Raw genomic sequence first — 14,040 nt, forward strand, 5'->3', positions numbered from 1 at the left:
TTAGATCCAGCGGAGGAAGTCGTAGGGGTCTGGCACAGCCTCATTCGTTGTCTCCTCGGCGTGTTGCGGCGTTCCCAGATACAGGAAGCCGACGATCTGCTCGTCTTCGCCCAGTCCCAGTTCGCGGTGGAAGCCACGGTCGTACATCAGCCAGCCCGAGCGCCACAGGCCGCCGTAGCCGAGGGCACGAGCAGCCAGTTGCATGGCCAGCACGGTGCTGGCGGCGCACAGTTGCTGGTCGAACAGCGGTACTACCTTGCTTGGCCGCGGGCTGGCCACCACGCTGATCACCAGCGGCGCGCGATGCGGCATGCGCGGGGTGCGGGCGATTTCCGCCTCGCTCCGCCCGGCGGCGACGGCGGCGCGCTGCATGGCTTGGCCCAGGCGGTCCAGGCCCTCGTCGCGGGCGGCGAGGAAGCGGTACGGACGCAGGCGCTGGAAGTCCGGCACGCGCAGGGCGGCGCGCAGGATCAGCGCCAGCTCCGCGTCGTCCGGCCCCGGCGCGCGCACGCTGTGGCAGGAGCGGCGGTTGAGCAGCAGGTCCAGGACCGAATCCGGCGCGGGAGTCGGGATCATGGCGCCCATGTCAGTGTCTCCTCGATGCGCAGGCCGGCGCGCAGTCGTTCGCGGATGCCCATCAGGGTAGCGTCCAGGCGCTCGATGCGCTCCAAGTTGCGCTGCTCGGCCGCGCTGGTGTCGAGCACCTCGGCGATGCCGCCGTTGCGGATCACCAGCCGCCGCGCGCCGCGCAGCGCGAGCAGCGGGTCGTGGGTGGAAATCAGCACGATCTTGGCGCCGCCGACCAGCAGGTCCAGCGCACGCTTGCGGTCGACCCCGGCGTTCTCGATCTCGTCGATCAGCACCACCGGCGAGGCCGACAGCAGCGCCGCGTCGGCGATCATCAGGGCGCGCGTCTGGCCGCCGGAAAGCTGGGTGACGGAGGTGTCGGCGGCGAACTTCTCGCCAGTCAGGGCGTTGGCGCAGGCGATCACGGTGAGCGCCATGCCTTCCGGGTCGGCGACCATCCGGCAGCGGGCGTGCATTTCGATCAGCTCGCGCACGCTCAGGTCGACGACGAAATTCATGTTCTGCGAGAGCTGCGCGACCAGCTTGCGGTCCGGCGCGTAGCGCCGCTCCGCGGGCGGCTCGGCGCCGTTGACCAGCACCCGGCGTCCGGTCGGCGTGTCGCCCTGGGCCAGGCATTCGATGTCGGCGAGCAGGCGGCTCTTGCCCGAACCGGTCGGACCGACGATGCAGACGATCTCGCCGGCGTAAAAGACCAGTTCCCGATTCTCGGCGCGACCCTGCTTGTCGCGCCCGCCGAGCAGCGTGAGGCTGTCGATCCGCTCATCGGTGGCCTTGGCCAGGGCGCGCACCTCGGCGACCAGCCGTTCCAGGTGATCGAGCAACTGCTCGCGCTGCATGCCTGCGTCGAACAGCGCCTCGTCGGGCAGCCCGGCCAGCCATTGGCCGACGCTGGCGCCGGGCGCGGCGGGAGGCAGGGCGAGGGCGACGATAAACTCGGCGGCCACCGGGTGGCGTTCCGGTAGCAGGGCGAAGGGCAGCTCGGCGAGGCTCATCGGGAGTCCTCCAGGTCGGCAAAGCGCATCTTCTTCACGTTGCCACGCTGATGTGTCTCGCCGATGGCGGTCTCGCCGACGCAGTAGGGGCAGACCGCCGCCGGCATCGAGAAGCGCAGACGGCTGCCGTCCAGGTCCGGCGTCGGTGCGGTGGCGCGGATGTGGCGGACCAAATCGGCGGCGCCCTGGCCGGTGAGACCATTGCAGAACAGCGCCGGCGCGCCAGGATTGGCCAGGCGCACGTGGAAGGCGAACACTTCGCGCTCGACCTGGGAAATGATGTCGCCCTTGGTGATCGCCACCAGATCGGCCAGGCGCAGCATCGGGCCGATCTTCTTCGGCGTGTGCACCCCGGCCAGGGCATCGACCACGCAGATCGCCAGCACGCCTTCGATGTGCGGCGAGCAGCGGTTGCACAGTCCGGCGCTCTCGCCGATCAGCACGTCGAGACCCTGGCGCCGGCCCCAGGCCTGGCAGTCGGTGATATTGGAGACGAAGTAGTGGTCCGGGCACAGGGCGCCGGCCAGGCCGACCGCCACCGGGATGCCGTGCTTGGCGTAGAGGTGCCCGTCGTCGCTGGACAGGGCGTCGAACTTGGCCACGCCGACGGCGAGGCCTGCCTCCCTGAGCAGCTTGGCGACCTGGAGGATGACCGAGGTCTTGCCGACCGACGGCGAGCCGGCCACGGTGATCAGTTGCATAGGTGCAATCCCCCCTGGGTGCGGCCGGCGGCGAAGAACAGCTCGACGGCGCGGCGCTGTTCGGCGTCGAAGTCGTGACGGCGGAAGAACTCCCAGCCCGGCCACTTCAGCCGCGCTCCCGGCGGGAAGGCGCCCGCCGTCGCCAGGCCAGTCGGCGGATAGCAGTTGCGGGCGAGCACAGCGCCGAGCCGCGCGCCGTGCAGGTAGTCGACCAGCGGGGCAAGGCGCTGCTCCTGGCCGGGCTTGAGCAGGTAGCCGATCGGCATGGCCAGCGCGCCGTCCTCCGGCCAGAGCACCACGGTGCGCTCGCGGCGCGGGCAGAGTTCGGCCTGCAGCCAGGGCAGCACGGCGATGGCGCCGACGTCCTGGCTGTTCGAACCGGCTTGGGTCGCGGTGCGTACGTTGTGCTGCAGGTGGCGCACGTTGCCGGCGAAGGCTTGCAGCCCGGCCTGGCCGAATTCCAGGTAGAGCATGAGCAGCAGATAGGCGTTGTAGTCCTGGTAGGGCACCTGCGGATTCGGCCGCCAACCGCCGAAGACGATCTCCCCGGCCCACTGTGGGTCGAGCAGGTCGCTCCACCCCCGCAGCGGCTGGCGGCCCTTGAGCCGGCGCTTGTCGACCAGCCAGACGAAGGGGATCACCGAGAACACCCGGAAGACGCCCAGCGGGTCGGCGAGACCGGCCACCGCGCAGGCCGGATGCAGTGCGGGCAGGGGATGGGTGTCGGGGCCGGGGGCGTAGTGGGCGAGCAGGCCGGGCGACAGGATGTCTTGGTAGATGGTCGAGACCAGCATGCCCGGCAGGCGCGCCGGATCGCGCTCGGTCGCCAGGGTGTCGAACGGGCTATACCACTCGCCGCCACCCAGGCAGCAGCAGTTCAGGGACTCGCCGCCGGCCGCGCGCTGCGCCGCCAAGGTCTGGTCGATGCCGGCCTTGAACGCCCGGCGCAGCGGAATCGGCATGCGCCCGAGCAGGTCCAGCCCGCCCAGGGCGTCGGGCGTCGGCAACGCGTGATGGGCGGTGTCGGCGGTGATGTGCTGTGGCGTCGTCACGCTGACCTCCTTGCTCCGGCGGGTCGTCTGGTCCATGGGTGCCCCGGTCGGTGGAAAATCGCTGCGCGCGTTTTCCACCCCACGGCGGCCTGGGTCCGTAGGGTGGGAAACGACCGTAGGTCTTTCCCACCGGGGATGCTGACCGGCGGAGAGTGGTTGTACGGGTTTTCCATCCCACGGACCGGCTTTAGCGAGATTCGGGCCAGCCAGCGCAAAGCCGCGCCAGCCGGGGCTGCGGGCTTGTGGGCGGGGCAGGGCGCGTGCAGGAAATGTTCGTCGCCGAACATTTCGCCGCGGCAGACGTACCGGGGCGAACCCTCGACGCGCTGCCACCGGCGCTCGCGGCCCGGCCGGCGGCTGCTGCGGGCTTCTGGCACGCCGCTGGCATCGCTTCCGAGGCATTCATCACGAGGAACACGCCATGAAGTCACGCGGCATCGTCAATGCCACCCGCCGCCTGGTCGGCGCGCGCAAGCTGGGCAGCGCCACCCTGCTGGGCAAGGCCGAGGAAGAGGCCCGCCACGCCCTGACCCATGCGCGTGCCTGGATCGAGCGGACCGATCCGTGCGACGAGGAGGCGCAGCAGAACTTCCGGACCGTCGTCGCGGCGACCGAGGACCTGGAGCGCGCGCTGCTGGAGGGAAGCGCCGGCGCCTGACAGGAGGGGACGCCCGAAGGCGTCCCGGAAGGACTTACTGCTGCTTGGTCAGATCGACCAGCGGCATCTCGCGCACCTCGGTCGGCCGGCCCGCCTGGACTTCCTCGACCCGCCGCACGGCCTGGTCCACCGCCGCCTTGTCGGCGAGCAGGGCGAAGCCGACCCGGAACCGGCGCTGCTCCTTGGGTCCGATGCTCGGCACCAGGCCGAGTGGGCGCTGGAAGCGACGGTTGTAGGAGAAGCTGGTGCCCGGCTCGAGGCCGGTGACGTAACCCTGCCCGGCGGTGTCGGTGTTCTTCCACAGGGAGAACACCGGCAACTGCTGGACGTTGTAGTCGACCCGCACGCCACGGTCGCCGGCCCGGTTGTGCAGCACGGCCAGGGTGTCGCCCTTGTCGTCGCCATAAGGCACCAGGTTGTAGACGGTTTCGTCGTAGTCCTTGGTTGGGCCGCGGTAGGTCTGCCAGTTGGCGAGGTCGCCGCGGGCCTTCTCGTTGAACGGCGAGACCTGCTTGACCGGGGCGACGAAGCGCGCGCCCTGCTCCAGCAGCGGGGTACCGAAGTTGTTGTGGTAGAGCGCCTGGTACTCCTTGGGGTAGTCGCCGTCGTTGCTCAGGGTGTCGTCGATGACGAAGCCCGTGGCTCCCGGCGTGGTGCTCAGCTCGGTGGCGATGCTGAAGTCGACCTTCTTGAACGCCTGCTCCTTCAGCTCGCCCCTGAGGCGTATGGCGTACGGCGGCTGCTCGTCGATGCTGAGGACCACCTTGCTTGCCGGGATGTTCGCCGCTCGGCCGTGCAGGGTGAGCAGTTCGCCGTTGTCCGTGCCGGGGTGGCCGACCCATTCGTAGCCGCAGCGGGTGACCAGTTCGTTGAAACCCTCCAGCCAGCCGAGGCCGCCACGGCCGTTCTGCTCGATGAACGCTGGGTTGACCACTTCCTTGACCGGCGAGTCCCAGCCCAGGCGAACGTCGCCGGCCACCGCGCGCAGCACGTTCATGCCGCGGGTCGGCACCACGGTGATGGTCATGGCGCCGGTATCGATGTCGATCAGGCTGACGCCTTCCTGGCGCCCGCCGTGCAGGGTGCGCAGACTGACCGAGAACGGCTTGTCGGTCTGGATACCCAGTTGCTGGCTGTCGATTCTCCAGTTCTGCGCCGGCTTGTCGGTGTCGAGCAGGATGTAGTCCCGGGCCAGGGCAGAGGTGGTGCTGACGATGGCGGTGAAGCCGATGAGGTAGGAAAGCTTGTGCATAGTGATCCTTCTTTTCTTGTTGTGGGGCGACCGCGAGGTCGCCCCGGATAGCGATCAGGTCCGCTTCAGCCAGACCGCGGCGTTGGCCGGCAACCGGTCCGGCGCGACCAGCGGCTCGCTGGACAGCAGCACTTGGCTGCCGGCCGGCAGCGCCGTGGCCTATGCGCCCATGTTGATCAGCACGCGCAGGTCGCCGTTCTCGCCCCGGCCGTCGCGGAAGATGTAACGGGCGCGCTCGGAGCTACCAGGCGGCGACTGCAACGCCGCCTGGAACCAGGGGTGCTTGTCGGAAGTGTGGTTGGGCACTAGATCGACGATCACCTTCATGCCGTGGGCGTGGATCGGGTCGACGACGCGGTAGTCGGCCACGTCGTAGCCGGCATCGGCCTGGGGCGATTTATAGAAGGGCGACGGCCACAGCGCGTCCACGCCCAGCCTGTCCAGGTAGTCCAGCCGTGAGACGACGCCGGACAGATCGCCCATGCCATCGCCGTCGGCGAAGGAGCGCGGATAGATCTGGTAGATCACCGCGTGGCGGACCCAGTCCTCGTCGCCTGCGGTGGTCTTGGGAGTGGCCGCTAGGGCGTTGCCGTGGAAGGAAGTCAGGGACAGGGCGACGGCGGTCGCGAGGCTAGTGGCGAGGAACTTGCGACGAAACATACGGGCTTCCTGTTCTTGGGATTATTGGTAGGTAGAGCGTGTTTCCTGGCGTAGTGAGTGCTGTATTCAGGGCCGTCATTGGAAATGGATGCCTGCCGAACGATGCAGCCGGGCAGGGCACATGAAAGCGCCGGGAGGTGCGTCGCCGCCTGTGCCGGCAGGGGGGACGAAGAAGATCCGGGAGCGAGGGCCGGGGATATCACCTGCGGGCGCGGGCGACTGGATGACTGCAAGCATGGACACCTTGTTTCGGAGATAACGCTGTCCCTGAGCCGTGGGCCAGGACGCGTCGCCGCCGTCTTGTTGTTATTGTCGTCTGCCGAAGCCGGCCCGGAATGGGTGGGCCGCTCTGCCCCGGCAAGGGTCCCCGCGTCGGGGTATCGCTACCTTAATAAGGGGATTTTCGTTTGACAAGATACCTGTCGTTGTAAGGTTTTTTCTGGATTTATCGGTAGGTAAAACGATTCATCAAGATGAATGCAGATGTTCGCACGTTCGGACCGGCAATCGTGCGGATCGCATCGGCCGGCCTGCGCTGGCCGATCGCGAAAAAATAACGCCGCGAGCTGTCCATGCGGCCGGAGCGCGACAGCACGCCTCGCCCCGGCGACTACCGTACTGGCTACGCTGTAGAGGCATGCCGGCCTGCGCCGATACGGGGGAGAGATGAGCGCTTCCAACGACAAGGATTCGTCCGCCGGTGTTCCCGGCAGGTGGGCTTCGCGCCTGTCGAAGTTCCGGCGCATGCTGCGCCCGCCGCGCAAGGCACCTCCGGCGGAACCCGGCGAGCCCTGGTGGAGCTGGACGCCGGCGCAGGCTTTCGCCGCTCTGGACTGCGCCGCCGAAGGACTTTCTGGTGCCGCCGCGGCGGCTCGCGCCGGTGCCGGCGAGGTGCCGGAGCGGACCCGTCCCCGTGGCTTGGCGCAGATGTTTTTCGAACAGTTGCGCAGTCCGCTGATGCTGATCCTGATCTTTGCCAGCATCGTCTCGCTGGTGGTCCACGACTGGCTGGATGCGGCCATAGTGCTGGCGATCGTGCTGATCGGCGCGTTGCTCGGCGCCAGCCAGGAATACCGCGCTTCCAGCGCCTTGGAGCGGCTGCGCCGGCGCGTGGCGATCACCACCCGGGTGCGCCGCGACGGCGTGCTGGTCGAGATTCCAGCCGGCGAGGTGGTGCCGGGCGATGTGATCGAACTGTCCGCCGGCAGCCTGATCCCCGCCGACGGGCTGGTGCTGGCGGCGCGCGACTGCTTCGTCGGCCAGGGCCTTTTGACCGGCGAGACCTTTCCGGTGGAGAAGCGTCCGGGCTTGGCCAAGCCCGGCGCGAGCCTCGCCGAGCGCGACAACTGCCTGTTCATGGGCAGCTCGCTGCGCAGCGGCACGGCGACCTTGTTGGCGGTGCGTACCGGCGCCGACAGCGAGTACGGGCGGATCTCCCGCAGCCTGAGCCTGCGCCCGCCGGAGACCGAGTTCGAGCGCGGCCTGCGCCACTTCGGCGCGCTGTTGCTCAAGGTAATGCTGCTGATAGTGGTCGGCGTGCTGGCGGCCAACATCCTGCTCGAACGGCCCACGGTGGATACCCTGCTGTTCGCCATCGCCCTGGCGGTCGGCCTGTCTCCCGAACTGCTGCCGGCGATCCTCGGCGTCACCCTGGCCCAGGGCGCGCAGCGCATGGCCCGGCGCGGGGTGATAGTGCGCCGGCCGAACGCCATCGAGAACCTCGGCGCCATGGACGTGCTGTGCACCGATAAGACCGGCACCCTGACCCGCGGCGTGGTGCAGCTTGACGGCGCCCTAGGCCCCGACGGCCAGCCCTCGGAGCGCGGCCTGCTGCTGGCCGGCCTCAACGCCAGCCTGCAAACCGGGCTGGCCAACGCCCTGGACGCCGCGCTGGTCGCCAAAGTGCGGGAGCGAGGCCTCGACCTCGGCGCCTTCGGCAAGCTCGACGAGATCCCCTACGACTTCGTGCGTAAGCGACTCGCGGTAGTCGTCGAAGGTGTGGACAAGGAGGCGCTGATGATCGTCAAGGGCGCACTGGACAAGGTGCTGGAGCGCTGCACGCGGATCGGCGAGGGCGAGGCGACGGCGCCCCTGGACGAAGCGGCGTTGGCCGCGCTCCGCGAGCGCTACGCGCAGTGGAGCGCCCAGGGCTACCGGGTGCTCGGCCTGGCCTGCCGGCCGGTGCCGCGCCAGACGCGCTACACCGAAAGCGACGAGAAAGAATTGGCCTTCGCCGGCTTCCTGCTGTTCTTCGACCCGCCCGAACCCGGCGTGCGCGACACCCTGCGGGATCTCGGCCGGCTGGGCGTGGCGGTGAAGATCGTCAGCGGCGACAACCGTCTGGTGACCCGCCATGTCGCCGAGGCGGTCGGCATCCCAGCCGAGCGAGTGATCACCGGCGGCGAGATGCTGCAGATGCGCGACGAGGAACTGCTCAACCTGGCGCCGCAAGTGGCGCTGTTCGCCGAGGTCGATCCCAACCAGAAGGAGCGGATCATCCTCGCCCTGCAGAAGACTGGCCACGTGGTCGGCTTTCTCGGCGACGGCATCAACGACGCGCCGGCGCTGCACGCGGCGGATGTCGGCGTCTCGGTGGAGCAGGCGGTGGACGTGGCCAAGGAGGCGGCCGACTTCGTCCTCCTGCGTCACGACCTGGACTTGCTGCGCCAGGGCATCGACGAGGGCCGCCACACCTTCGCCAACACCCTCAAGTACATCTTCATCACCACCAGCGCCAACTTCGGCAACATGATCAGTATGGCCCTGGCCTCGCTGTTTTTGCCCTTCCTGCCGCTCTTGGCCAAGCAGATCCTGCTCAACAACTTCCTCTCCAACATCCCGGCCATGGGTATCGCCGGCGACAACGTCGACCGCGAGTGGGAACGCACCCCGCACCACTGGAACCTCCGCGAAGTACGCAACTTCATGGTGGTGTTCGGGCTGGTCAGCTCGGCCTTCGACGTGCTGACCTTCGGTGTGCTGTTCCACTTCGTCGGCGAGCGGCCCGAACTGTTCCGCACCGGCTGGTTCGTCGAATCGCTGCTCACCGAACTGGCGATCGTCTTCGTGGTGCGCACCTACAAACCTTTCTACCGCAGCCGCCCCGGCCGCCTGTTGCTGACCAGCACCCTGGTGGTGATGCTGCTCACCGTGTTGCTGCCCTACACTCCGGCCGGCGCCTGGTTCGATCTGGTGCCCCTGCCGCCCGCGCTGCTGGCGACGATCGGGCTGATCACCCTGCTCTATGCGGCGGCTTCGGAGGCGGTGAAGCGGCGGTTTTATGCGGCGGCAAGAAGGCCGAGGAGTGCGCAGCGGAGGTATCGGGGGGGCCTTGAGTAGTGAGGGGCGCCTGAGGCCGCATTTTTGCCCGAGTCCAGGCAGAAAGGCGGGGCTGTCCTCGAATCTCGAGGTTTTAAAAAGCTTAACTTAATTGGTGTTCTATGTATGAACACTAATGCTTTGCACGCGGTAATTCATCTCAGTCGCGTATATTTCTCATTTTGCGGGGCCTACCAAGGACTGCCGACACGCCATGAGAAGCAATTGGATCAGAGGTTGTAGTATGCGAAACCCTCATTTTTTACTCGCTACCCTATTCGTGGCGCTGCCGGCTCTTGCCAGTGCGCAGTCGACTACGCCAGAGCCGCTCGAAGTCCTGCGCGTGGACAAATATGCCGACGATGGCAGCGCAGGCACCCTGCGCTGGGCGATCGAGCGCAGCAACCAGGAGCCTGGCCACTATCGCATCGAGATCCAAGCCGTGGGCGAAGCCCCCTACGTGATCAGGCCCGTTTCGCCATTGCCGCCGATCCTGGGGCCCGTCGTTCTGGAAAGCAGCGTTTGGATGCGCACCGGGGAATACGTCGCTATCGATGGCTTCGACTACATCAAGGGAGACGGTGCGCTGGCCTGTCCAGGCGCCAATCCGGGCGAGTTCGGCACCAATGTGCGCACCTCCACCTTGCCTGGCCTGACCCTGCGGGATACCCATTCGGTGCGCATCAGCGGTCTGGAGGTGCGCAACTTCTGTATCGGCATCCTGATCAACCGGGCCAGTAACAACCTGATTCAGGACAACCGCATCGTTGCCAACAAGGGTGGCGCCGGCATCATGCTCACCGGTGACGATGGCCAGGGCAATCCCACCTCGACCACCACCAATAACAACAAGGTGCTGCGCAACCAGTTGATCGATAACGGCGACGGGCTGGAGCTGACGCGCGGTGCCGCCTTCAACCTGATCGCCGACAACCTGTTTCTCTCCACGCCGCTCAACCCCGAACCGTCCCAAGGTATCGAGATCCTCTGGGGCAACGACAACACGGTGGTGCGCAACCGCTTCGAGAACTACTCGGACGGCCTGCAGATCAACTGGGGCAAACGCAATTATCTCGGTGCCAATGAGTTCACCGGTAACTCCATCGGCATCAACCTGAGCGGCGATAGCAACGTTGCCGACGGCAACCTGATTTACGGCAACCGTATCGGCATTGCCTTGCGGCCCGAAGCCAATCTCACGACCACGCGCCTGAGCGCCAACCGCATCTGGAACAACGGCCAGGATATCCGGCGTTGCGAGGCCGGTGGCTCCTGTGTAGCGGGGCAGCGGACCGGAGCCATCGTGTTCGGCGTACCGGCGCTGGAGCATGCCGATTTCGTCGGTTCGCGCGGCAAAGGCGACAATCCCAATCCGGGCAAGCGCCACAAGATCTGCGTGCCCGGTGCAATCGTCGACGATTGCCAGCCGATGCCCAACCGCAACCAGCAACCGCCGCTGCTGACGGGTATCGAGGTCACGGAAGGCCAGCGGCTGCTCGTTGGGGAATTGCATGGCGAGGCGAACGGCAACTACCGTCTGGAAATATTCGGAAATCGTGCGGCTAACAGCAACGAAGCCGAGGAATACCTGGGCGCGTTGTATGTACCGACCGATGCCCAGGGCCTGGCCCGCTTCACCTTCCCGGTCGCCGACCACTCGTTGCAATCGCTCACCGCGACGGCCACCACCTCGGACGGCGCCACGTCCGAGTTGAGCGCAGCCCTGTCGCTGCGCTAAAGCCCGCCTGCTCATCAACCCGCTCATTCTTTTCGGAAGGATCCATGAAACGTCGCATTTTTCTTCTGTCTACAACCGCCCTGATCGTCAGCCAGGCCTTGATGGCAGGAATCGCGCCTACCGCAACGACCGAGCAGGCCGAGGCGGTTGCCGCCGGCAAACCGGCGCATAGCATCACGCTCAAAAATGTCGTCATCGGCGAAGGCATCCCCAAAGTCATCGTGCCCACCACGGGTAAGACGGCAGCCGAGGTGCTTGTCCAGGCCGAACGCATCGGCAGCAACAAGGACGTGGATATTGCCGAGTTTCGGATTGACTATCTGGATATCGCGCTCGACGGCGAAGCGCTTGCCAAGCTGGGGCCGCAGGTGGCCAAGGCGCTCAACGGCAAGCCGATGATCCTGACATTCCGCACCAAGGCCGAAGGTGGCGCCACCGCCATCGCTGATGAGGCTTATGGGAACCTGTATTCGACGCTCATCAAGGCCGGCTTCGCCGATATGCTCGACGTGGAAATGTTCCGTGACGAGGCTGTGGTCGGACAAATCGTTGCCGAAGCCCACAAGGCCGGCGTTGCGGTGGTGATGTCCAACCATGATTTCGAGAAGACGCCGGCGACCGAGGAAATCGTTGCCCGTCTGCGTCGCCAGCAGGAGTTGGGGGCGGACGTCCTGAAGATTGCGGTCATGCCCCATGATGCCGGCGACGTGCTCAAGCTGCTGGATGCCACCTGGCAGATGCGCAGCCGCTATACCGATCGCCCCTTGCTGACAATGTCGATGGCTGGGGTCGGTGCTGTATCCCGCCTGTCCGGCGAGGTGTTCGGCCAGGCCATGACGTTCGGCATGATTGGCCAAGCTTCCGCTCCCGGCCAGATCGAGGTCACGGAACTGCGCTCGGTGCTCGACACCATCCATGGAGCGGTAAAGGTCCGCTGAGCCTGCAAGGGATCTTGGGGTGTCCTGACAAGACCAGACAGCCTCGTTTCAAGCGGCCTTCACTGAATCCCGATATCGCTTGGCAAATTCAGTGGGGGCCAGATAGCCAAGTCGCATAGGGCGAGTTACGCCCGGAAGACGCCAAAAGACGTGGAAACGGCGCGGGAGCCGGTCAGAAAGTTCTGAAATCAGGCATTTTGAGGGGGGCGCCAGATTCGACCGGTTAAAAAAACATCAAATCTGGCGGGTTGGGGAAGTTGAAGCTGAATTTTCCAAGGGTCTGATAGACCTTACATCCCAACCGCCCCAACCGCCCCAACCGCCCCGATCGCCCGCCTTACCGCCTCATGCTCATCCGCCCCCGTCACATCCACCTCCAAATCGCACCGCGCCCTGAGTTCCGCCATGACCACGCTCCGGAACGCCGGGTCCAGGCTCTGGCGGTCGGCGAGGCTCATTTCCCCGCGGGCGCCCAGGCGGCGGACGCGTTCGGCCTCGTTCAGGGTGAGCAGCACCGAGACGTCCGGGCGCGGCAGGGCCGGGAGCAGGGCGTCGAAGTCGGCCTCGACGCCGCAGGCCTTTGCGTAGGCGAGGGTGGAGGCCAGGAAGCGGTCCATCACTACGGTCCGGCCGGCGTCCGCCGCGGCCCGCGCCTTGGCGCCCTCGGCGGCGGCGATGGCCAAGTAGAACAGGGCATGGGCGAGCTTGGCGTTGCCCAGCGCGGCCTCGATCAGCTCGCGTAGCGGTTTTATCGCCGGGCCGGGCATGCTCATGGCGATCCCGCCGAGCGCGGCGGCCAAGTTGTGGACCAGGGTTGTCTTGCCGACGCCGTCCAGGGTGAGTGATGCCAACGAGGCTGACACCCTGCATCTGGTGGATGTGCTCGACCGAAGCAACAGCAGCCGGGACTTCTGGGCGGATCGCGGCTATCACGACAGACCCCGGGAGCGCTGGCTCCACCTGATCGGCTGGAGGCCATCCATCCAGCGCAAGGGCCAGGCCGGCAAGCCGATCGGTGAACGGGACAAGGCACGAAACAAACGCCTGGCCAGTCCCCGAGCTGGGGTCGAATATGTCTTTGCCAGCTTGGCCCGGATGGGTGGCAAGGCCGTGCGCAGCATCGGCCTGGCACGGGCTGAGTCTGGTCTGACGCTCAAATCGGCGGTGTACAACCTGAAACGGATGAGCAGCCTGCTGGAAATGGCCTGATCCAGGCTCTGGCCGGGCTGCCTCGGGCCGCTTTAGGGCACATCTAAAAACTACCGGCGTGGTCATCGCTGCGTTAAAAACAGGCTCAAAATGCTCATTTACAGCGCGTAAACTCCGCTTTTTCGCCTGTTTTTGCCTTGCGCTGACTGCCTCGCCCACGTTTTTAGAGGTGCCCTTTACCGTGTGAGCGTCGAGCCTGACGGGTAGCTCTGCTGCGAGCACGAGCGTATTTCATCGCTCAGCGTGATTCGGAGGGCGGTTTTTAGAAGTGCCCTACAGGGCTGATAATCTTATATGCAATATGGCTTGGACTTACGAAATGGAACCTGATAGCGCGTATAAAGAGTTAACCCTCTATAGGTATAAGTACCTGCCTTTCACGGAGGGGAGCCTAAAGATGATAACGGAGGGAACTCTAAAATTCACATGCCCTTTGGATTTCAATGACCCCTTTGACTGCATGCCTAGTTACGATCGGTCGGAAATTGAAAATATTTGTAAAATACGGCCTGATCTGATCAAGTTGGCAGGAAAACAGCTCAAGCTTAGCCCTGCAAAGCGTCTGCAGCGTAAAGGGTGGTTTATTCAGAATATTAAAAGAGGGCTAGATTCCGGGGAATTTGTTAGAGGGTTAGTTTCTGGGTTAGGAGTTCTATCACTGAGTAGGGTTGCGACAAATATTTTGATGTGGTCACACTACGCCTCTGACCATAGAGGGTTTGTCGTAGAGCTTGGGATTTCAACGGATGCGCCACCGCATTTGATCGAGAGGGTAATTCCTCAGCCAGTAAAATACACTACGGAAAGATCGATTTATATTTGAGGGAAGGGCTTCGATCTTGAAGGTTATTTTCTAACTAAAAGCATAGGCTGGGAATACGAGCAAGAGGAGAGAGTTCTGACCACAAGTGAAGGGCCTGGATTTTATCCTTAC

At 65.4% G+C, this 14,040-nt stretch carries 12 protein-coding genes and 1 pseudogene; 6 read left to right on the forward strand and 7 right to left on the reverse strand.

Annotated elements, in window-relative coordinates:
- The 4 genes from ACGI6K_RS00265 to ACGI6K_RS00280 are packed head-to-tail and all read right to left on the reverse strand — an operon-like array spanning nucleotide 1 to nucleotide 3,369.
- A complete protein-coding gene (locus ACGI6K_RS00265; RefSeq protein ID WP_376948401.1) occupies nucleotides 1–585 on the reverse strand; it encodes a nitroreductase family protein in 585 nt (194 codons plus the stop codon).
- Complete coding sequence (locus tag ACGI6K_RS00270; protein ID WP_376948399.1) at nucleotides 573–1,580, reverse strand: ATP-binding cassette domain-containing protein; 1,008 nt, start codon at nucleotides 1,578–1,580, stop codon at nucleotides 573–575. The genes ACGI6K_RS00265 and ACGI6K_RS00270 overlap by 13 nt, the downstream gene beginning before the upstream one ends.
- A complete protein-coding gene (locus tag ACGI6K_RS00275) occupies nucleotides 1,577–2,281 on the reverse strand; it encodes a GTP-binding protein (protein ID WP_376948396.1) in 705 nt (234 codons plus the stop codon). Before ACGI6K_RS00275 ends, ACGI6K_RS00270 begins: the two co-directional genes overlap by 4 nt.
- On the reverse strand, nucleotides 2,272–3,369 hold the full coding sequence (locus ACGI6K_RS00280; protein ID WP_376948394.1) for an ABC transporter substrate-binding protein: 1,098 nt from the start codon (nucleotides 3,367–3,369) through the stop codon (nucleotides 2,272–2,274). Before ACGI6K_RS00280 ends, ACGI6K_RS00275 begins: the two co-directional genes overlap by 10 nt.
- A gap of 385 nt (nucleotides 3,370–3,754) precedes the next feature.
- Between ACGI6K_RS00280 and ACGI6K_RS00285 the strand changes: the two genes are divergently transcribed.
- A complete protein-coding gene (locus ACGI6K_RS00285; RefSeq protein WP_376948389.1) occupies nucleotides 3,755–3,991 on the forward strand; it encodes a hypothetical protein in 237 nt (78 codons plus the stop codon).
- 34 nt (nucleotides 3,992–4,025) lie between these two features.
- Here ACGI6K_RS00285 and ACGI6K_RS00290 read toward each other — a convergent pair whose 3' ends face one another.
- Both ACGI6K_RS00290 and ACGI6K_RS00295 read right to left on the reverse strand, forming a co-directional pair.
- Nucleotides 4,026–5,243 carry an aldose 1-epimerase family protein gene (locus ACGI6K_RS00290; RefSeq protein WP_376948387.1) on the reverse strand — a complete coding sequence of 406 codons (1,218 nt, stop codon included), beginning with the start codon at nucleotides 5,241–5,243 and terminating at the stop codon, nucleotides 4,026–4,028.
- A gap of 159 nt (nucleotides 5,244–5,402) precedes the next feature.
- On the reverse strand, nucleotides 5,403–5,903 hold the full coding sequence (locus ACGI6K_RS00295; RefSeq protein WP_435576104.1) for an alpha-amylase family glycosyl hydrolase: 501 nt from the start codon (nucleotides 5,901–5,903) through the stop codon (nucleotides 5,403–5,405).
- 702 nt (nucleotides 5,904–6,605) lie between these two features.
- Between ACGI6K_RS00295 and mgtA the strand changes: the two are divergent.
- From mgtA to aroD, 3 genes and pseudogenes are all read left to right on the forward strand, one after another.
- Nucleotides 6,606–9,242 (forward strand): annotated as a pseudogene (mgtA, locus tag ACGI6K_RS00300) (magnesium-translocating P-type ATPase); the annotation flags it as partial.
- Between the two features lie 223 nt (nucleotides 9,243–9,465).
- Entirely contained in the window at nucleotides 9,466–10,959 is a 1,494-nt protein-coding gene (locus ACGI6K_RS00305) for a right-handed parallel beta-helix repeat-containing protein (RefSeq protein ID WP_376948385.1), read from the forward strand.
- A gap of 44 nt (nucleotides 10,960–11,003) precedes the next feature.
- Nucleotides 11,004–11,897 carry a type I 3-dehydroquinate dehydratase gene (gene aroD / locus ACGI6K_RS00310; RefSeq protein WP_376948383.1) on the forward strand — a complete coding sequence of 298 codons (894 nt, stop codon included), beginning with the start codon at nucleotides 11,004–11,006 and terminating at the stop codon, nucleotides 11,895–11,897.
- Between the two features lie 290 nt (nucleotides 11,898–12,187).
- Here the strand turns inward: aroD and ACGI6K_RS00315 are convergent, their stop codons facing one another.
- Nucleotides 12,188–12,748, reverse strand: coding sequence for an AAA family ATPase (locus tag ACGI6K_RS00315; protein ID WP_377968939.1), 561 nt, complete (start codon nucleotides 12,746–12,748; stop codon nucleotides 12,188–12,190).
- Between ACGI6K_RS00315 and ACGI6K_RS00320 the strand changes: the two genes are divergently transcribed.
- Both ACGI6K_RS00320 and ACGI6K_RS00325 read left to right on the forward strand, forming a co-directional pair.
- Entirely contained in the window at nucleotides 12,735–13,106 is a 372-nt protein-coding gene (locus ACGI6K_RS00320) for a transposase (protein WP_376948381.1), read from the forward strand. The genes ACGI6K_RS00315 and ACGI6K_RS00320 overlap by 14 nt on opposite strands.
- Before the next feature lie 319 nt (nucleotides 13,107–13,425).
- On the forward strand, nucleotides 13,426–13,929 hold the full coding sequence (locus ACGI6K_RS00325) for a hypothetical protein (RefSeq protein ID WP_376948379.1): 504 nt from the start codon (nucleotides 13,426–13,428) through the stop codon (nucleotides 13,927–13,929).
- Nucleotides 13,930–14,040: the final 111 nt, after the last annotated feature.

It is taken from the genome of Azorhizophilus paspali (assembly GCF_043587585.2).
Lineage (GTDB): Bacteria > Pseudomonadota > Gammaproteobacteria > Pseudomonadales > Pseudomonadaceae > Azotobacter > Azotobacter paspali.

Excerpts from the sequence above, each read along its gene's own strand:
- aroD (WP_376948383.1), top strand. The coding sequence starts at position 11,004 with ATGAAACGTCGCATTTTTCTTCTGTCTACAACCGCCCTGATCGTCAGC.
- ACGI6K_RS00265 (WP_376948401.1), bottom strand. The coding sequence starts at position 585 with ATGGGCGCCATGATCCCGACTCCCGCGCCGGATTCGGTCCTGGACCTG.
- ACGI6K_RS00290 (WP_376948387.1), bottom strand. The coding sequence starts at position 5,243 with ATGCACAAGCTTTCCTACCTCATCGGCTTCACCGCCATCGTCAGCACC.
- ACGI6K_RS00280 (WP_376948394.1), bottom strand. The coding sequence starts at position 3,369 with ATGGACCAGACGACCCGCCGGAGCAAGGAGGTCAGCGTGACGACGCCA.
- ACGI6K_RS00275 (WP_376948396.1), bottom strand. The coding sequence starts at position 2,281 with ATGCAACTGATCACCGTGGCCGGCTCGCCGTCGGTCGGCAAGACCTCG.
- ACGI6K_RS00325 (WP_376948379.1), top strand. The coding sequence starts at position 13,426 with ATGGAACCTGATAGCGCGTATAAAGAGTTAACCCTCTATAGGTATAAG.
- ACGI6K_RS00285 (WP_376948389.1), top strand. The coding sequence starts at position 3,755 with ATGAAGTCACGCGGCATCGTCAATGCCACCCGCCGCCTGGTCGGCGCG.
- ACGI6K_RS00305 (WP_376948385.1), top strand. The coding sequence starts at position 9,466 with ATGCGAAACCCTCATTTTTTACTCGCTACCCTATTCGTGGCGCTGCCG.
- ACGI6K_RS00270 (WP_376948399.1), bottom strand. The coding sequence starts at position 1,580 with ATGAGCCTCGCCGAGCTGCCCTTCGCCCTGCTACCGGAACGCCACCCG.
- ACGI6K_RS00295 (WP_435576104.1), bottom strand. The coding sequence starts at position 5,903 with ATGTTTCGTCGCAAGTTCCTCGCCACTAGCCTCGCGACCGCCGTCGCC.